Raw genomic sequence first — 17580 nt, forward strand, 5'->3', positions numbered from 1 at the left:
GAGAAGTTAACTTTCAGTAATGTTTGAAAACGAATTAAGCTATGGATTTTAGATACGGCCCTTGGCAAGAAAGACACGAGAAATCGGACGGGAAAAGCGGGAACGAGAAGCTGCTCTCGATCTTTTTGCAACTGTTAACACTAACAAACGGTAATGTGGGTGAAGCATTGCAGTGGATGACGGATCTCGACAATCAATATGAGTTAACAGATGGTGACGATGGAATCGGAAATTTTATTGATTGGCTCAAACGGGAAGGCTATATCTCAGACGCAGGCGAGGAAGGGAAATTTGAGGTGCTTGGAAAAGCAACAAAAAAAATACGAGAAGACTCATTGAATGAAATCTTTACGAGTCTTCGAAAGCAAAGCCTAATGGGTAATCACCGAATGGAGAAATCAGGTAGTTCTGAAGAGCCGCTTCCAGAATCAAGAAATTGGAAATTTGGGGACAATCTGCAAAATATTGATTTCACCGAATCATTGAATAACTCTCTCAAGCGTGCCGGAATTGACGAAATCACTTTTCATGAAGAAGATCTAAAGGTACATGACACCGAGCATCAAACGTCGTGTGCCACCGTACTTATGATTGATATTTCTCACTCGATGATTCTTTACGGTGAAGATCGAATTACGCCAGCAAAACGGGTTGCAATGGCGCTTGCTGAGCTAATCACTTCGCGCTATCCTAAAGACAGTCTTGATATTATTCTTTTTGGTGATGAAGCGTGGGAAGTTAGTATTCAAGAGCTGCCATTTGTTAGTGTTGGTCCTTACCACACCAATACCAAAGCGGGGCTAAATCTTGCTCGAGCATTACTTCGTAGAAGAAAAAATAAAAACAAACAGATTTTTATGATTACTGACGGCAAGCCCTCTGCGATCAACGAAGGAATAAAAATTTATAAAAATTCTTTTGGGCTAGATAGAAAAATTGTCAATAAAACACTCGATGAGGCGGTGCTTTGCAGGAAGGATAAGATTGTAATCACAACATTTATGCTTGCAACCGATACATACCTTCAAAATTTCGTCAATGAACTTACCGAAGTGGCAAAAGGTAGGGCATATTTTAGTGGGCTCGATCATTTAGGTGACTACATGTTTACCGATTACATCCGAAATCGGAAAAAAAAGTTGAGATAAAGTGGTCACAAAGCAAAAGGGGATGCTACTGCATCCCCTTTTGCAATAGACAAACAAATTTACTTTGATTGTTCTGAGTAACGCTCAGGCGCAAGACCCCAGTGAGCCGGAGAGCGCCACAAGCTTGAAAGAATCAATTCTCTCATCAAAATAAATTCTTTCGGTAATCTGTCATAAAGTTTTTCAAATAGCTCTTCATGCGAAAGTACTTCTTGTTTCCAAGCTTCTCGATCGACATCCATCAACACATCAAAGTCTTTCTTTGAAAAATTGAGCCCTTCCCAATTCAAGTCTTCATATCGTGGCATCCAACCAAGCGGGCTTTCGATGGCGGATTTTGTGCCGTGCACTCTATCGATAATCCATTCAAGAACGCGCATGTTGTCTCCAAAACCGGGCCACATGAAGTTGCCATCTTTATCTTTACGGAACCAATTGACGCAGAAAATTCGTGGAGGGTTAGCCAATGAGCGCCCCATTTGTAACCAATGATTGAAATAATCTCCCATATGATAGCCACAGAAGGGAAGCATTGCAAACGGGTCTCGTCGAACTTGACCTATATTCCCGAATGCAGCGGCAGTCATTTCGGAACCAATAGTTGAAGCGAGGTAAACGCCAAAGTTCCAATTTGCAGCTTGATAAACCAAAGGCACCACTGTCGCGCGGCGACCTCCGAAAATAAAGGCTGAGATAGGAACGCCGGCCGGGTTTTCCCAATCTTTGTCAATCACCGGGCAACGATTTGCGGCAACTGTGAAGCGTGCATTTGGATGAGCGGCTTTGCGTTCTTTCGCATCGGCAGGTGTCCATTTTTTTCCTGTCCAATCAATACATTCTGCCGGAGCATCGCCATCCATCCCTTCCCACCAAACATCACCATCCGGGGTTAAAGCGACATTTGTAAAGATGGTATCGGCTTTTACCGCTTCCATCATATTGGGATTACTCATATAAGAAGTTCCGGGAGCGACGCCAAAGAAGCCTGCTTCCGGATTTATTGCTCGAAGCCCACCGTCTTCGCTACGCTTAATCCAAGCGATATCATCGCCAATGGTAGTAATCTTCCATCCATTCAAAGCTTTTGGTGGAATAATCATCGCGAAATTTGTTTTTCCACAAGCACTTGGGAAAGCTGCAGCCACATATGTTTTTTCACCCTTTGGAGATTCTGCACCTAAAATGAGCATGTGTTCGGCAAGCCAACCTTCATCTCGTCCCATTACACTTGCAATACGAAGTGCGAAGCATTTTTTTCCTAATAAAGCATTACCGCCATAACCCGAACCATAAGACCAGATTTCGCGATCTTCAGGAAAATGCACGATATATTTTTCAGTTCGGTTACAAGGCCACGGAACATCTTTTTGACCATCCGCTAAAGGTGCACCAACTGTATGAACGCAAGGAACGAAGTCTCCATTGCCTAAAACGTCCCAGACCTTTTTACCCATTCGAGTCATCAATTTCATATTGATGACAACATAAGCCGAGTCTGTAATTTCAATTCCAATTTGAGATATTTTTGATCCCAAAGGGCCCATACTGAAAGGAATGATATACATCGTGCGACCTTTCATACAACCATCAAAAATCCGACCTAATGTTTGACGCATTTCGCGTGGGTCAACCCAATTGTTGGTTGGGCCAGCATCTTGACGGCGAAGGCTGCAAATGAAAGTTTTATCTTCAACGCGAGCGACATCACTTGCATCTGTACGGCAGTAGTAGCTATTTGGGCGCTTTTCAGGGTTAAGCTTTACAAAGGTACCGGCTTCGACTAACTCATTGCAAAGGCGGTTATATTCTTCCTCAGAACCGTCACACCAATGAACATTATTGGGTTTGCAAAGTGTTACAATTTTATTGATCCAAGTTTTTCCTCGGTCATTTCGTACATAATCAGGAATTGATACTGCCGATGCGACTTCGGCTTCATCGATATAGGTACTCATAAATTCTCCTTAAAAAAAGGTTAATTATTCAAAGTTATGTTCATTTTTCGCCTCAGCACATGCATCAGCATTATAAAAGTATATAAAGTTGGAAAATGAAAAAGAGACTTCTTTTATTATGTTTTCCGTACATTTATAGAATTTCATTAAAATTTTTTACCGCTTCTTGTTAAGGTTCATTTGTTTTGTTTGTTAGCCCTAAAATTCCACCCTTTTTTCTCTGTTCGCGTCTTTCCTTTTCCTGTTGAAGTTCTTCCTCTTTTCGTAATTGAGCCTCAAGTACTTTGAAACGTTCGATCTCGATTTCAATACCACCATCGTGATAAGAATTTCTATCGACAAAGTTTCTGACTACAGGGTCTGGCGTTTCACGAAGTTGATCGATTGACCCTCTGAAATACACTTGACCACCTTCAAGCATAGTCACACGGTCAGCTACCTTATATACACTTTGCATATCATGTGTGATTACGATGGAAGTAACTTTTAATTCAATTGCTAATTTTGAGATCAATGAATCAATCGCATCGGACATGATAGGGTCTAACCCTGTGGTTGGTTCATCATAAAAGATGTATTGCGGATTGGTTGCTAAGGCTCGGGCCAAACCAACGCGTTTCCGCATCCCACCTGATAGTTCTGATGGCTTTAAATGCTGAATTTCAGGAAGCCCGACCATTTCAAGTTTCTCCGCCACAATTTTATTGATTTCACCATTCGTCATGTGATAAACCTCATGAAGCGCAAGCCCGATATTTTCGCCGACAGTGAGAGAATCGAATAAAGCAGCGCCTTGAAAGACAAGTCCAATTTTTTGACGCATAGCGGCAAGTTCTTTCGGAGTCATATCTTCGACAATTTTTCCGTCAATTCGAACCTCTCCTTTATCCGGCGTCAAAAGACCAACGATAAGTTTAGTCATAACTGATTTACCACAACCGCTTCTTCCAATGATGACCATTGTTTCCCCATTTTGGACATTCATAGTCACACCGCGGAGCACTTCCTTATTCCCGAATTGTTTGTGAAGATTTCTAACTTCTATCATTGGTCATCAAGAAAAGGTTCGGATATAAACCGAAGTTAAATCGTCATTAACATGCTCTTGGTGAAGGTGCTTATTGATCTCTTCAAGGAGAGTGGGAAGAACGGAATCAAAAGGGAGAGATGCTGATTTCTTAAAGAATTCATAAACCCGTTCATCCCCAAAAAAATCGATTTCTTTTGGATGAAAATCTTTTTCAGAATGTAATGAATGGTTTATAACAGCCTCTGTAATTCCATCTGTGAATAGAGCAATTGCATCACCACTATTAAAATCAAGGGACGCACTTTCGTAACTGGAATCCGGAAAAATCCCTAAAGGAAACCCTCCAACGGTGAGCTCTTGAATTGAACCGTTTGAAATAAACAGTTGTGGGAGATGACCGGCATTAACATATTCTATTTCTTTTCTTTCAGTGTCAATTAAAATCGCAAAAAAAGTGATATACCGTTCTACTGTGGTTCCTTCTTGAATAGCTTTATTTAATTTTGTCACCAGTATCTTTAAATCTTCTGCACCACCAACCAACGCATGAAGCCAAGCCTGCATTGAGGAAACAAGAAGAGCGGCGGGCACCCCCTTTCCGGCGACATCTGCAATAATGACCAATACACGCGTATCACTAAGTTTTATGATGTCATAAAAATCTCCACTTACACTTCGGCTTGGAATATTAAAAGCGGAAATAGATAAACCTTCAATTTGCGGGATATTTTTTGGAAGCAATAATCTTTGGATTGATGCAGCAATGTCAAGTTCTTTTTCAATACTTTCTTGTTCAATGGCTTTTCGATGGAGCATTGCGTTTTCAATAGCAAGTGATGCGTGAACAGAAAGAAGTGAGAGATATTCTTCGTCTTGCTTATTAAACTTACCCTTTTCTTTGTTGAGCAATTGAAATACACCAATTATTTTTCCTACACTGTTTCTCATTGGCATTGTCAGCATTGAAGTAGTTCGAAACCCACTGACTAAATCGGTTTTTCTTGAGAAGCGTGGATCTTTATAGGCATCCTTAAGATTAATCGTTTCTCCAGTAGAGCCCACATAACCAGCAATTCCTTCTCCCAAAGGCAAGCGAATTTCGATTCCTGAATTTTCTTGCATAACGTGAGACCAAATTTCATTGGTTTTTCGATCAATGAGGTATATGGTTCCTCGATCTGCTTTGCAAGATTGCGTCGCTAAATTTAAAATTATTTGTAATAGTTCCTTTAAATCGAGCGTTGAATTCAGCAACTTACTTGCTTCCAAGAGGCGCGACATCACTTGAACTCGACTCATTTTAGAGGTTTTTGGCATATGCCTTTTGTGTACATTCTAAAAGATTGAAGTTATTTTCATAAAATAGTCAATAAATCGGAATGAAATTTTTCATTTCAAGTTAAACATCGAAAGAGAAAATGAATGGTTTAAAAGAAGGCGGGGATTTGATTATTGCCGATAAATCTTTTCGCTCAAGGCTCTTAATGGGAACCTCTCGTTTTCCCAACCCACAAACAATGCTCGAGTCTCTAGAAGCCAGCGGAGCAGAAATTGTGACCTTGGCTGTTCGTAGAATTGAATTAAAAGATCGTTCAGAAGAAAGCTTAATCCACTACCTTGAGAGCAATAAATATTTTTTCCTTCCAAATACGGCTGGTTGCTTTACGGCAAAAGAAGCAATCTTAACGGCTGAATTGGCTCGAGAGGCATTGGAAACGAATTGGATTAAGTTGGAGGTCATTGGTGATGATGAAACACTTTTCCCTGATGTAGTTGAACTTTTGAAGGCGGCATCTGCGCTTGTTCAGAAGAATTTTATCGTTATGGCCTATTGCAACGATGATGTCATCATCTGTAAAAAACTGCGGGATATCGGCTGCGCTTCTGTGATGCCTTTGGGTTCGCCAATTGGTTCTGGAATGGGAATACGAAATCCATATAATATGCAGATTATTCGTGAGCAAATTACCGATATTCCGTTGATAGTCGATGCCGGTATTGGAACTGCTTCTGATGCGGCACTTGCAATGGAATTAGGCTATGATGGCGTTCTATTGAATACGGCTGTTTCTCAGGCAAAGCATCCGATAAAAATGGCTCGTTCGATGCGATACGCTGTTGAATCCGGCAGACTTTCTTTTGAAGCAGGAAGAATTCCAAAAAAACTTTATGCTACGGCTTCAAGCCCGGTAGAGGGTTTAATCTCCTTATCCGAAACTAACATTCATTCATGATTCAATCCCGACTCTTATTAATCACAGACCGTAAAGCATGTGGTGAAAGAACATTGGAACAAGTTGTTGAGGCTTCTTGCAAAAACGGTGTAAGACTTGTTCAATTTCGCGAAAAGGATGTCTCTCCAAGAGATGCTTTCGGATATGCAAAAGCTTTAAGAGAAATCACGGTGAAGTATGGAGCGAAGCTCATTATCAATTCTTTTCTCGATATTGCTTTGGCTGTCGATGCCGATGGAATTCATTTAAGCTCAACAGGAATTCCGATTCATGAAATTCGAAAACAAAAACCAAACCTTCTTTTAGGAAAAAGTACCCACTCGCTTAGTGAAGCCCTTGAAGCTCAGTTACAAGGTGCTGATTACATTCAATTTGGACCGGTTTATGATACTCCGTCAAAAAAGATATATGGCCAAGCACAAGGTGTTGAAAAACTATCGGTGATTACATCGAAACTTCACATCCCGGTTTTTGCAGTTGGAGGAATCACGCCCGAAAATGCAAGTGCCTGTATGAATGCTGGTGCTGCAGGAATTGCGGTGATTCGATCTTTAATGACCGCAAAAGATATTTCAAGAACCTTGCAATCGTTTAATTTGGCTTTGAGTTAAGTGAAATGAAGTTAGAAATCAAAAAGGGTGGAATATGCGTGATTACAGATTCCTTAATTCAAAATCGATTTACGCACGAGAAACTTGCTGAGCTTGCTATCAAAGGTGGTGCTTCATTGATTCAATTACGAGAAAAGCAAAAAAGTGATGCTGACCTTTTTGAAATTGCACAAAAGGTAAAAGTTGTTTGCAATCGATTTAAAATCCCGTTTATCATTAACGATCGCGTCGATATCGCGCTTCTTTCAGGTGCTGATGGCGTTCATCTTGGTCAAAATGACCTTCCCATTGTTGTTGCACGTAAGATTTTAGGGGAAAATAAAATTATTGGAGGAAGCGCAGGTTCTCTTGCTGAAGCAAAGCAAGTGGAGCGTGATGGTGCCGACTATATTGGGATTGGTCACATATACCACACATCAACGAAAGAAAAGCTTTCTGAACCGCTTGGGCTCGAAAAATTGAAAGAGATTACGAGTCAGATTTCAATACCAATTTTTGCAATCGGCGGAATTAATCACAAAAATATCAAACCAGTTTTTTTGGCGGGGGCTTCCGTTGTTGCGGTAATTTCTTGTGTTGTATCTGCCGAAAATCCTGAACTCGCAATGAAAGAATTGATATCGTCTTGCGTTTAGAATCCTGCTTTTGGAGACGGAATATTCAACAATCGCCGATAGACAGATAGCGTTTCACTTGCCGTAGCTTTCCAGCTAAAAAACTTTTCCCTTTCAAATCCTTTTTGAATGAGTTGGTTTTCTAAAATAGGGTTGGTTAAAACCTTCGTTAGCTTTTCTGTAAGCTCTTCGGGAGAATTGAAATAAAGACCTGCATCTCCAATAACTTCCGGCATACTTGATGATTCTCTTGCTATAACCGGGCAGCCACATTTCATCGCCTCAATTGCAGTTAGCCCAAAACCTTCATAAAAACTTGGTAAAACAAATACTTTGGCAGATTGATAAAGGCTAATGAGTTCTGGTTCTGAAATTCTTCCTGTAAAAGTTAGCGAGCCGCCACTCTTTGCAATTATTTCAGAAAATCGTTTGAATTTTATTGGATGAAGTGATAACGCACCGTCACCGGCAATGACCAAAGGCGATTTTATCCCTTGATTTAATAGTTTTTGATAAGACTCTAAAAGGGTTCCTAATCCCTTGATTTTTCTTGCTGCGCCAACAAACAGAATGAAATTTTTAAACGGTAATCCAAATTTCTTTAGAACCCTTGCTTGAGTTGTCGCGGGGTTTTCTGTGAAATACAGGTTCTCTTTTAGTGTAATTGCCGCGGCTTCATAAATCACAGTGATTTTTTCGGAATCGACACGAATCGTTTTAATGATATCACGTTTTGTATTCTGAGAAACTGCTATGATTTCATCTGCCCTTTTTATGGAAGGGACTCCAAAGCGCTGAAAGTATAGTTTTGACTTAAAATCAACCTCAGTTGATTGAACAATTGGGAATACATCATGAACGGTGGTAAGGTAAATGACCCCGTTTCTTTTTGGCCCCAAAGGTAAAAAAGCGCTTAACCCGTGAATCAACTTGATATTCTCTTTTTCAATAACTCGCTTTAATTGAAGCGAGAGATTGAACAAACCTACAAGTTGTTTACCTCCGGTTTGAATCCCTTTGAATGTCCAATTCGGAATCGATTCGGGTTTAATTCCTAAATCTTTGAGGTTGACTTTTGAATCGTGAATCACTAAAAATTTTTCTGAAGGTAGTGCTTCAATCAAATGTTTAATTAATTGAAGTGAATAGTTTCCCACCCCTGAATTTTGATTGCGGAGGGCTAAAGCTTCAATAAGTATGGTCATTAATTCTTTGGCTTAAAATGTGATTAAGTTGATTCAAAACATCATCCGGAAGAATTGATTTCATACATTCGTTATTCGTGCATTTCGCGAATGTTCTTCCATCGTAACAAGGGCGACAAGGTAAATTATCACCACCCCAAAGTGTTATCACATCTGAACGAACAGGAGAAAAGTTGCAAGGGTTTGTAGGGCCAAATAAAGCAATGATTGGCGTTGAAGTCAACGATCCTAAGTGGAGATTGCCGGTATCATGTGATACTAAAGCATTACTATATGAAATGACTTCAACACATTCCAATAGCGTCGTTTTTCCCACGAGATTAATCACATTCGGAAGGTGAGCGAAATGCTTTGCGTCCGCAAGATCCGATGGTGCTCCTATTAAAACGACCTTGATTCCAAACTCGCTTAATTTTGTTGCCAGAGTTAGGTAATGTTCAATTGGCCACCGTTTCAAAGGTGCTTCCGATAAAGCGTTTTTCGCCCCGCCTACACTTAAACAAACATACGCAGACTTTTCGCTGAAAAATTGTTTCACTTGAGAAGCCTCTTCTCGTCGTTGGAGCTGTGGAAGAGCAGCGGATTGATTTTCAAAGGAATCAAGATTCAAATACAGATTAAGGTATTCATTAGAGTAATGTCTTGAGGGGTTAGGTAGAACTCTTCCTTTTCTTTTGAAAAATCGCGTCTCTTTCGCTGTTGTAAAAAGTGAGATTAACCTAAATCGACTATCTGAATGAAGCGTGAGAATAAGTTCAAATTTCTTTAAGAATAATGACTTCCAAACTTTGAAAAGTTCGGTTCCTTTAGAGAAAAAAGAGGTTCCAAAGAGCTTTTTCTCATCAACAATTATAGGGGTAATAATTTCTTTAAAAGGTGTAAGCAATTCAGCAGAAGATTTCCCAATAACCCAAGTTACTTGAGTTTCAGGCTCATACTTTTGAATCCAATCAATAATCGAAAGGGACATGACAACATCACCAATTCCGAGAATCTTTACAATCAGTACCTTTTTAGACATGAGAATACGGATTCTTCTTTGGGCTAATCATAATTGAAACAATCATTTTTACCCGTTGAAAATCGAAGATGAGCAAGTTTTTCATGAAAAGAAATAACATAAAAAAATAGAAGACCAATAAATTTTGCGGATAAAACTTAATTTGAAATAGCAATCGACTTCTTAAATCGAAATATTCACCTTTCAAATCTGATTTGCCTTTTAGAGGAATCGTAGCACTTTGTTTATGTAAAACTATACTTCTTTCACAAAATCCGTTTTGAAATAATCCCTTCCCACGAAGCGATAAATCGATTTCTTCATGATAAAGAAAGTACTGTTCCTCAAACATTCCAACAGAATCAATCAACTCACGGCTCATGAAAAGTGCCGCGCCGGAAATAAAGTCGCAATGATTTGGTATTCCATTTGGATACAGGTTCTTTAAGGTGGATAGTTTGAAGCCATTATAAGATGGTGTAGCAACGCCAAAAAATGAAAGATAGCTTGCCCCACCAGCCATTTGAACAGTGGAAGGGTTTTCAAAATCAAGAATGAGAGAACCAATCAAATGCGAATTCGGTCTTGAGATCTGATATGTTACAAGTTCATTCAGAGAATTCGGTAAAACGAAAGTATCATTGTTTAAGATCCAAAAAAAAGTTGAGTTAAATCTGCTCAAAGCGAATCTTATTCCAACATTGTTTCCTCCACCATAACCTAAATTTGAACCGGTATCTATGACTGTAATTAGGCGAGTGAGGCGATGAAGTGTTTCAGACACTTTTTTGAATTCTTTTTCTTCGTACCGATAATTTTCGATCGAATACGGAATGTGAGGTTTATGTTCTTTTACGACAATATTGTCAATTTCGGGGAAGTCAACTTGAAACGATAACTGCCCTTGTAGCCAATCATGAATTTTATCAATAGAATGATCTGTAGAGTGATTATCACAAAGGATGATTGAGAAATTAGGGTACTTTAACTGAAGAACGCTTGAAAGACAGGTAATAGTATCTCTCCAATTATTCCAATTGAGGATGATAATGGAAACATGAGGAAAAAGTTGATCTCTCAAGCGGCTTTCATTAGGTTTAATAATCCTTCAAATTCTGAAATCGATTTCCCCCAAGAAAACTCTTTGACTACAGGTTGAGCTTTCTCGGCAAGTGTGATGCGAAGCCGCTCATCATGAATAAGCCTCAAAATACTTTGAGCGAGCATTTTGGGTTGAGACGGTTCAACAATCAACGCCGTTTGTTCATGCATTGCAAATGAGCGACACCCACCATTATCTGCAGTGATTAATGCGCAACCGCATGCCATCGCTTCTATTGAAGGCAGACCAAACCCTTCAAAATGAGAGGGATTTATAAAAATCGACGTTTGATTCATTAATGAACATAGCTCAGTATCACTGATGGATTCATAAAATGAGAGATACTCCGGAAGCCTCGAAGGTTTGTGGGAACCAAAGCACCAAAATTGAAGCCCGTTTGGTATTTGCTTATGCAGAATATCAAGCGTTGCAAGCATGTCTTGATAACCTTTATAGGGTTGAAATCGATATGGAAACCCTATGGCGCATCTTAAAGGAGAATCGATGGGTTCTTTAATATTGAAAACTTGATCGTCGATAGCATTAGGAATATAAGTGACCGCTTTCGCACCACACGATTTCAAGAGTTCATCATTTACCAATGAGGTCGATACAAATCTAATCTCGGATTGGTAGTTAAGCGTCATGATTTCTTTGATTTCCGGACTTGAAAGCATAAAGCGTTCATATTCATGCATGATTTGCATGCCTATTCCTTTTGATTTGGATAACCGATGAAGATAGAGCGACTCCTCCCAAGAAGAAGAAATGATAAAGTCAGCATCGGGGAGATATTTCGAGCGAAAGTCGGGAACATAAGAATACCTTATCGAAGGGTGAAGTTTGAACCAACGAATCAGTGGCCCACCTTTCCAACCCCATTGATACAGAAGGTAAATTCCCTTCCGCTTAAGTTGATATTTCAATGAAGTGTTTTTATGATATGGATGACCAACGGTCGCGCATAGAATATTAATCTCATGACCTTTTTCAGCCAATCGATTGGCAAATTCAAGCATGATTTTCACTCCACCGACAGGGTGAAGAGAAACCCCATTCATCAAAAAAGTTAACTTCATGACAACTGCAATTGAAAATGAAGTTTAATTTAATCGAACAATTTTTGGATCAAAAACTCCATCGACCTTTTCAACTTCCGTTAACACCGAGTCATCAATTGTATTGTCGATTGAGATTATCGTAAGTGCTTCAGTTTTTTCTTCATTTCTTGAAAGAGAGAGATTCGCAATATTGATATTTCCCCTTAAAAGCTTTGCCCCAACGCCAGCGATAACGCCGGGCTTATCAACATTTCTATAAATAAGAAGATTACCCTCGGGTTTAAATTCACAAATAAAGTTATCGACCATTACAACACGTCTATCTCGTTTACCAAGTACGACGCCCCCAATCAGTTTTCTGCCAACTTCAGTGGTGTATTCGATTCGAATGAGGCTTGTATAATCGGGGTGCTCCTTTTCGCGAACAAAGTCAACAACAATTCCAAGCTCTTTGGCTTTAGAAAAAACATTGATGTAGTTGATTTCGCTATTTTGAATCGCATCCAAAAATCCTTTAACCGCCGCCGCTGCAATTGGTTCAATAAATCGGCGAAGTGAATCTCCTGATACAATAACTTTTAACTTTGTAGGTAAACCCTTTTGCAACTGTGCTTGAATCGATCCAAGCTTTTCAGCAAGAAGCAAATATGATTGGACTTCCGGATCATGTGCAAGTTCAACCGCAGAGGCATTTACTGCGCCGGTTAGTCTGCCACTCGATTTCCAATCAGCAATTTGCTCCGCGATTTGAATTGCTACCTTTTCTTGTGCCTCAAGTGTGGACGCAGCAATGTGAGGTGTAACGATAATATTTTCAATCGAAAGAATTGGATGTCCTGCTTTAATCGGTTCCTCTTCAAAAACATCTAATGCAGCAGCTGCAACTTTACCAGATTTCACTGCCTCGCATAAATCAGCTTCTTGGATAATGCCTCCACGTGCGCAGTTGACAATTCGCACACCCTGCTTCATCATTTCGAATGTCTCTTTTCTAAAAAGATATTTTGTGGCCTCGTTGTATGGGGTATGAATCGTAATGAAATCTGCTTGCTTGAAATTTTCCTCGATTGACATCACTGATATTCCCATTTTTTCAGCAACCTCAGCTGGAAGCATTGGGTCGTAGCCGATGGTTCTCATTCCAAATGCCTGCATTCTTTTTGCGACCTCGCGGCCGATTTTACCCAAGCCGATAACAGCGAGAGTTTTACTTTCTAATTCGCGCCCAAGCCATTTCTTTTTATCCCAAATTCCTTGCTTCAATTCACCGTGGGCTTGAGGTATAAGGCGTGCTACAGAAAGTAGCATACCACAAGTGTGCTCTGCAGCTGAAATTGTATTTCCGCCGGGCGTGTTCATCACAATAATGCCTTTTCGAGTTGCAGCTTCAAGATCAATATTATCAACACCGGCACCAGCTCTACCGATGAGTTTTAGTGAGTGGGCTTCTTCAATAATATCCGCTGTTACTTTGGTAGCACTCCGAACAAGCAAAACTTCGATATCCTTAATTTGACTTTTTAATTCCTCTTTGGTGAGTTTGGGAGCTTCGATGACTTGAAATTGATGTTTTTTTAGAAAATCACCACAAGTTTTTTCGATGTTGTCTAAAATGAGAACTTTCATATTACTGAATAAGTAATTTTCTTAAAGGTAAGAATTCAAAATGGCTGCAAATGTACGAAAATTCTTATTCCATCTCTCGAACACCGTTTTTTGTTTTATAATATGACAAAGGAAAGAATCAATATCGTATGGTTCAAAAGAGATTTAAGACCAAACAACCATCTTCCACTAAATGAAGCGATAAAATGTGGCTATCCCACAATGTTGATTTTCCTCTTTGAACCGGCTCTTCAAAACGCTCCTGATTATTCACCTCGCCATTATCAATTTGCGCTTGAATGTCTTCAAGAGTTAAATGACGAATTCTCTCGATATGGGAAATGTATCAACCTCTGTTATTGTGATTCCATTCCATTTTTTCAAACCATTTCTTATCAATTCGAAATTCAGACAGTATTCAGTTATCAAGAAACCCATAATTGGGCATCATTTCAAAGGGATAAAAATGTTGCCAACTTTTTTAAGGAAAGAAACATTCAGTGGATAGAATTTCAGAATGGTGCAATTCAAAGGAAATTGAAGTCTCGAGAAGGTTGGGAAGCAAACTGGAAAAACATTTCTTTTGAAAAGCCGATTGAGGTTGATCTTTCAAGAATAAATACAATTAAACTTACTTCCGATTACGATAGCATACTCTTAAGCCCTTCAGACAAATTTGAAATCAATGCTCGATTTCAAAAAGGAGGTTTTCGTAAAGCATTGACCTTGCTGCAAAACTTCAAAAATTCTAGGGCGGAGAATTACTTAAAAAATATATCGAAGCCAAACTTGAGTATCAATTCATGCAGCCGGCTTTCCCCCTATTTAACTTGGGGTTGCATGACTACAAACGAAATTGTTCTTGAACTGAACCTCACGAACCCTAATTTTTTTTATAAAAAGGAAAATCGAAATGTGAATCAATTTTTCGAGAGAATTCGATGGAGAGAGCATCTTATCCAAAAGTTTGAAACAGAATGCCAAATGGAATTTCGAGAGTTAAATCAAGCGTATCAAAAATTTGAATGGGAAGAGAATCATGAATACCTCTCAAGATGGATCGAAGGCAATACGGGCTTCCCCCTTATTGATGCAGTAATGCGATGTTTGAGTGAAACGGGTTGGATTAATTTCAGAATGAGAGCGATGATCACTTCATTTATTACACAACTCTGTCGGCAACACTGGAAAAAACCTGCACTTCATTTGGCCAAAGTCTTCTTGGATTATGAACCCGGTATTCACTATCCACAAATTCAAATGCAAGCCGGAGTTACCGGAGTTCATACGATTCGAACTTATAATCCAATTAAACAATCTTTTGATAACGATACCGATGGCACATTTATCAAGTTGTGGGTTCCGGAACTTTCGCATTTACCGATTCGCTTAATTCACACCCCTTGGGAGATCACGCCATTAGAAGAGCAATTCTTTAATTTCAAATTGGGGGTTGATTATCCAAAACCAATAATTGATCACGAAGAAAGGTATCGGCTAATCAATAAACTTCTATGGGACTGGCGCAAGAGAAGTGAAGTTCTTAAAGAAAACGATAGAATCAATCGAATTCATCGCATAACAACATTCGTTGAGCCTGAACTATGACCTCTTAATTGAGAGGTAAAGCTAAAGCCTCGGTCGATAATTTTTTAAGAAGAAGAATTGTTTTTGCCGATTCTAAGAGATCCCGCAATTGATAAACTTCTTCCGCATGAAGTGCCATCGTAATTCCTGCCGGTTCAAGGGCTAAAAAGATTTTGCGGTGATAAGGCTTATTCTTATTGCCTAAAGTGAATTTCTCAATATTGATTTTATCGATGCTTTCCTTAAATCCCTCAAGCCCTTGATAATCAAACCTCAAGAATAAATTTCCAAATTCAAGTTGGATTGAAGTGCATCCCTTGTCAGATACAATACAACCTCGTTCGTTGCGGTAAACGGTAGTTTTTAGAGAACGGTCATTCATAATAATTATTATTTAGACTAATTCTAAATTAGAGATTTGTTTTCTTAAAAAAAAGTATTTCGTGGTATGAACTAAAAAAAGATGCAACCTATATTGCATCCCTTTTTTTGAATTCATTCAATTGTCTTGTCAAAATGCAGTTTCCTTCTGTCAACGAACAAATGGATTTGATACGGAGAAATTCCGTTGAAATCATTTCTGAAGATGAACTTGTTAAAAAAATCGAAAACGCAATCATCTCACAGAAACCCTTAAAGATTAAACTTGGTGCAGATCCTTCGCGTCCTGATTTGCATTTAGGTCATAGCGTCGTGCTACGAAAACTCAGAGATTTTCAAGATCTTGGACATCACGCAATTTTGATTATCGGAGATTTTACTGCGATGATTGGAGACCCATCAGGAAAAAATAAAACACGCCCCCAATTGACTTCAAAAGAAACCAAAGAAAATGGGAAAAGCTACTTTGATCAAGCCTCAAAAATTCTGTTAGAAACAAAAACTGAAATTCGCTATAACTCCGAATGGCTTGGTGCAATGAGCTTTGAAGCGGTAATTCGACTTGCAAGCCGTTATACCGTTGCTCGTATGCTTGAAAGAGATGATTTTGAAAAGCGATATAAATCCGGAGAGCCAATCTCGGTTCATGAATTGCTTTATCCTTTGGCACAAGCAATGGATTCCGTCGAATTAAAAAATGACGTAGAATTAGGTGGCACTGATCAAAAATTTAATCTTCTTGTTGCGCGTGATATTCAAAGAGAATATGGAATCACCTCCCCACAAGTTTGTGTGACCTTGCCTCTTTTGGAAGGAACGGATGGTGTTCAAAAGATGTCAAAGACTTTGGACAATTATATCGGATTTCACCACACTCCAAATGAAATGTTCCAACGCTTGATTAATATTCCAGATACTCTAATGATGAAGTATGCATTGCTCACCGGTATTCTAACAAAAGATGAAATCACTGTCTTAGAGCAACGCATCAACGAAAACCCAAGAGAAGCAAAGCATTTTTTAGCTATGAGAATCACCAGTTTCTTTCATTCCGAAGAAGATGCAGGTCGTGAAAAAGAGATTGCAGATGGAAAAACAGATTCTTTAACAATATTTTCACTTAAGGATGATATAGTTGTACCCTTAATCGATATTTTGATAAATTATGGTAAGATTACTTCTAAAACTGAAGCAAGAAGATTGATTATTCAAGGTGCAGTTTCCATTGATGGAGAGAAAGTTTTAGATGTAAATATGCTTGTAGACCTTACGAAACCGCGTACCTTTAAGGTCGGTAAAAAAATAATGTTTGCTATTTTTAGAGATATATAATTGGAAAAGTTTTTCTTAGAAACAGTTTGCTATCATTAAATTTTATTTCCTCCTTCTTTTTTAGAGCTTGATTCATTTATTTTTACAGCCGTTTTAATTCAGGAGTAATACTCCAATCACTTAATTTCTAATCTTAACTGGGAGCCTACATTGTCATTCGTTCCAACCAAAATCTTCTTCACAAAGGGTGTCGGCAGGCATCGTGAATATCTTTCATCTTTCGAATTGGCATTACGCGATGCCAAAATTGAAAAGTGTAACCTTGTAACCGTTTCGAGCATCTTTCCAACAGGATGTAAGCGCATTACAGTGGAAGAGGGCGTTAAGTTACTCGCCCCCGGTCAAATTACCTTTTGTGTAATGGCAAGAAATTCAACAAACGAGCCTAACCGTTTAATCGCATCTTCGATTGGTGTTGCTTTACCTCAAGATATCAACACACAATACGGTTACCTTTCTGAGCACCACCCTTATGGAGAAACAGAAAAAAAAGCCGGTGACTATGCAGAAGATTTAGCCGCAACGATGTTAGCTACCACCTTAGGCGTTGAATTTGATTCAAATACCGCTTGGGATGAACGCGAAGATATTTACAAAATGAGCGGCAAAGTTGTCAAAACATTTAACATCACCCAATCAGCGGAAGGTGATAAAAATGGATTGTGGACAACTGTAATAGCGTGCGGTATTTTACTTCCTTAACAATTTTCATCGA

At 39.1% G+C, this 17580-nt stretch carries 16 protein-coding genes; 7 read left to right on the forward strand and 9 right to left on the reverse strand.

The window, feature by feature from the left end:
• Positions 1-41 precede the first annotated feature (41 nt).
• Complete coding sequence (locus SFU91_10925) at positions 42-1148, forward strand: VWA domain-containing protein (protein ID MDX2129534.1); 1107 nt, start codon at positions 42-44, stop codon at positions 1146-1148.
• 59 nt (positions 1149-1207) lie between these two features.
• Here SFU91_10925 and SFU91_10930 read toward each other — a convergent pair whose 3' ends face one another.
• The 3 genes from SFU91_10930 to SFU91_10940 all read right to left on the reverse strand — a co-directional run bounded on the left by SFU91_10930 (position 1208) and on the right by SFU91_10940 (position 5432).
• Positions 1208-3103, reverse strand: a complete 1896-nt coding sequence (locus SFU91_10930; protein MDX2129535.1) for a phosphoenolpyruvate carboxykinase (GTP) — start codon at positions 3101-3103, stop codon at positions 1208-1210.
• A gap of 169 nt (positions 3104-3272) precedes the next feature.
• Positions 3273-4151 carry an ABC transporter ATP-binding protein gene (locus SFU91_10935; protein ID MDX2129536.1) on the reverse strand — a complete coding sequence of 293 codons (879 nt, stop codon included), beginning with the start codon at positions 4149-4151 and terminating at the stop codon, positions 3273-3275.
• Positions 4152-4157: 6 nt separating this feature from the next.
• Positions 4158-5432: a GAF domain-containing SpoIIE family protein phosphatase gene (locus tag SFU91_10940; protein MDX2129537.1), complete on the reverse strand. Its 1275-nt coding sequence runs from the start codon at positions 5430-5432 to the stop codon at positions 4158-4160.
• Positions 5433-5551: 119 nt separating this feature from the next.
• Between SFU91_10940 and SFU91_10945 the strand changes: the two genes are divergently transcribed.
• Genes SFU91_10945 through thiE (SFU91_10955) form a run of 3 tightly spaced genes read left to right on the forward strand, consistent with a single transcriptional unit; the run spans position 5552 to position 7613 of the window.
• Positions 5552-6367 carry a thiazole synthase gene (locus tag SFU91_10945; GenBank protein ID MDX2129538.1) on the forward strand — a complete coding sequence of 272 codons (816 nt, stop codon included), beginning with the start codon at positions 5552-5554 and terminating at the stop codon, positions 6365-6367.
• Positions 6364-6978: a thiamine phosphate synthase gene (gene thiE / locus SFU91_10950; GenBank protein MDX2129539.1), complete on the forward strand. Its 615-nt coding sequence runs from the start codon at positions 6364-6366 to the stop codon at positions 6976-6978. Before SFU91_10945 ends, thiE (SFU91_10950) begins: the two co-directional genes overlap by 4 nt.
• Before the next feature lie 5 nt (positions 6979-6983).
• Positions 6984-7613 carry a thiamine phosphate synthase gene (gene thiE / locus SFU91_10955; GenBank protein ID MDX2129540.1) on the forward strand — a complete coding sequence of 210 codons (630 nt, stop codon included), beginning with the start codon at positions 6984-6986 and terminating at the stop codon, positions 7611-7613.
• Here thiE (SFU91_10955) and SFU91_10960 read toward each other — a convergent pair.
• The 5 genes from SFU91_10960 to serA are packed head-to-tail and all read right to left on the reverse strand — an operon-like array spanning position 7610 to position 13586.
• Positions 7610-8797, reverse strand: coding sequence for a glycosyltransferase family 1 protein (locus SFU91_10960; GenBank protein MDX2129541.1), 1188 nt, complete (start codon positions 8795-8797; stop codon positions 7610-7612). The genes thiE (SFU91_10955) and SFU91_10960 overlap by 4 nt on opposite strands.
• Positions 8781-9818 carry a glycosyltransferase family 9 protein gene (locus SFU91_10965; GenBank protein ID MDX2129542.1) on the reverse strand — a complete coding sequence of 346 codons (1038 nt, stop codon included), beginning with the start codon at positions 9816-9818 and terminating at the stop codon, positions 8781-8783. Before SFU91_10965 ends, SFU91_10960 begins: the two co-directional genes overlap by 17 nt.
• Positions 9811-10878 carry a glycosyltransferase family 2 protein gene (locus SFU91_10970; GenBank protein ID MDX2129543.1) on the reverse strand — a complete coding sequence of 356 codons (1068 nt, stop codon included), beginning with the start codon at positions 10876-10878 and terminating at the stop codon, positions 9811-9813. Before SFU91_10970 ends, SFU91_10965 begins: the two co-directional genes overlap by 8 nt.
• Positions 10875-11978 (reverse strand): glycosyltransferase family 4 protein, encoded by a 1104-nt coding sequence (locus tag SFU91_10975; protein ID MDX2129544.1) that lies wholly within the window; start codon positions 11976-11978, stop codon positions 10875-10877. The genes SFU91_10970 and SFU91_10975 overlap by 4 nt, the downstream gene beginning before the upstream one ends.
• 24 nt (positions 11979-12002) lie before the next feature.
• Complete coding sequence (gene serA, locus SFU91_10980; GenBank protein MDX2129545.1) at positions 12003-13586, reverse strand: phosphoglycerate dehydrogenase; 1584 nt, start codon at positions 13584-13586, stop codon at positions 12003-12005.
• A gap of 102 nt (positions 13587-13688) precedes the next feature.
• Here serA and SFU91_10985 point away from each other — a divergent pair, with 102 nt between their 5' ends.
• The gene (locus SFU91_10985) at positions 13689-15173 is read left to right on the forward strand and encodes an FAD-binding domain-containing protein (protein MDX2129546.1); all 1485 of its coding nucleotides are present in this window, start codon (positions 13689-13691) and stop codon (positions 15171-15173) included.
• A 4-nt stretch (positions 15174-15177) separates the two neighbouring features.
• Here the strand turns inward: SFU91_10985 and SFU91_10990 are convergent, their stop codons facing one another.
• Entirely contained in the window at positions 15178-15534 is a 357-nt protein-coding gene (locus SFU91_10990) for a DUF6686 family protein (GenBank protein MDX2129547.1), read from the reverse strand.
• Between the two features lie 134 nt (positions 15535-15668).
• On the opposite strand from SFU91_10990, the gene tyrS reads away from it, so the two are divergent.
• Positions 15669-16865 carry a tyrosine--tRNA ligase gene (gene tyrS, locus SFU91_10995; GenBank protein MDX2129548.1) on the forward strand — a complete coding sequence of 399 codons (1197 nt, stop codon included), beginning with the start codon at positions 15669-15671 and terminating at the stop codon, positions 16863-16865.
• 150 nt (positions 16866-17015) lie between these two features.
• Positions 17016-17567 carry an arginine decarboxylase, pyruvoyl-dependent gene (locus tag SFU91_11000; GenBank protein ID MDX2129549.1) on the forward strand — a complete coding sequence of 184 codons (552 nt, stop codon included), beginning with the start codon at positions 17016-17018 and terminating at the stop codon, positions 17565-17567.
• Positions 17568-17580 lie beyond the last annotated feature (13 nt).

This window comes from Chloroherpetonaceae bacterium (assembly GCA_033763895.1).
In the GTDB taxonomy this organism is placed as follows: domain Bacteria; phylum Bacteroidota; class Chlorobiia; order Chlorobiales; family Thermochlorobacteraceae; genus JANRJQ01.

Coding starts and splice junctions, on each gene's coding strand:
- SFU91_10975 (MDX2129544.1), bottom strand. CDS start 11,978: ATGAAGTTAACTTTTTTGATGAATGGGGTTTCTCTTCACCCTGTCGGT.
- thiE (MDX2129540.1), top strand. CDS start 6,984: ATGAAGTTAGAAATCAAAAAGGGTGGAATATGCGTGATTACAGATTCC.
- SFU91_10990 (MDX2129547.1), bottom strand. CDS start 15,534: ATGAATGACCGTTCTCTAAAAACTACCGTTTACCGCAACGAACGAGGT.
- SFU91_10945 (MDX2129538.1), top strand. CDS start 5,552: ATGAATGGTTTAAAAGAAGGCGGGGATTTGATTATTGCCGATAAATCT.
- serA (MDX2129545.1), bottom strand. CDS start 13,586: ATGAAAGTTCTCATTTTAGACAACATCGAAAAAACTTGTGGTGATTTT.
- SFU91_10930 (MDX2129535.1), bottom strand. CDS start 3,103: ATGAGTACCTATATCGATGAAGCCGAAGTCGCATCGGCAGTATCAATT.
- tyrS (MDX2129548.1), top strand. CDS start 15,669: ATGCAGTTTCCTTCTGTCAACGAACAAATGGATTTGATACGGAGAAAT.
- SFU91_10935 (MDX2129536.1), bottom strand. CDS start 4,151: ATGATAGAAGTTAGAAATCTTCACAAACAATTCGGGAATAAGGAAGTG.
- SFU91_10925 (MDX2129534.1), top strand. CDS start 42: ATGGATTTTAGATACGGCCCTTGGCAAGAAAGACACGAGAAATCGGAC.
- SFU91_10985 (MDX2129546.1), top strand. CDS start 13,689: ATGACAAAGGAAAGAATCAATATCGTATGGTTCAAAAGAGATTTAAGA.
- SFU91_10960 (MDX2129541.1), bottom strand. CDS start 8,797: ATGACCATACTTATTGAAGCTTTAGCCCTCCGCAATCAAAATTCAGGG.
- SFU91_10940 (MDX2129537.1), bottom strand. CDS start 5,432: ATGAGTCGAGTTCAAGTGATGTCGCGCCTCTTGGAAGCAAGTAAGTTG.
- SFU91_10965 (MDX2129542.1), bottom strand. CDS start 9,818: ATGTCTAAAAAGGTACTGATTGTAAAGATTCTCGGAATTGGTGATGTT.
- thiE (MDX2129539.1), top strand. CDS start 6,364: ATGATTCAATCCCGACTCTTATTAATCACAGACCGTAAAGCATGTGGT.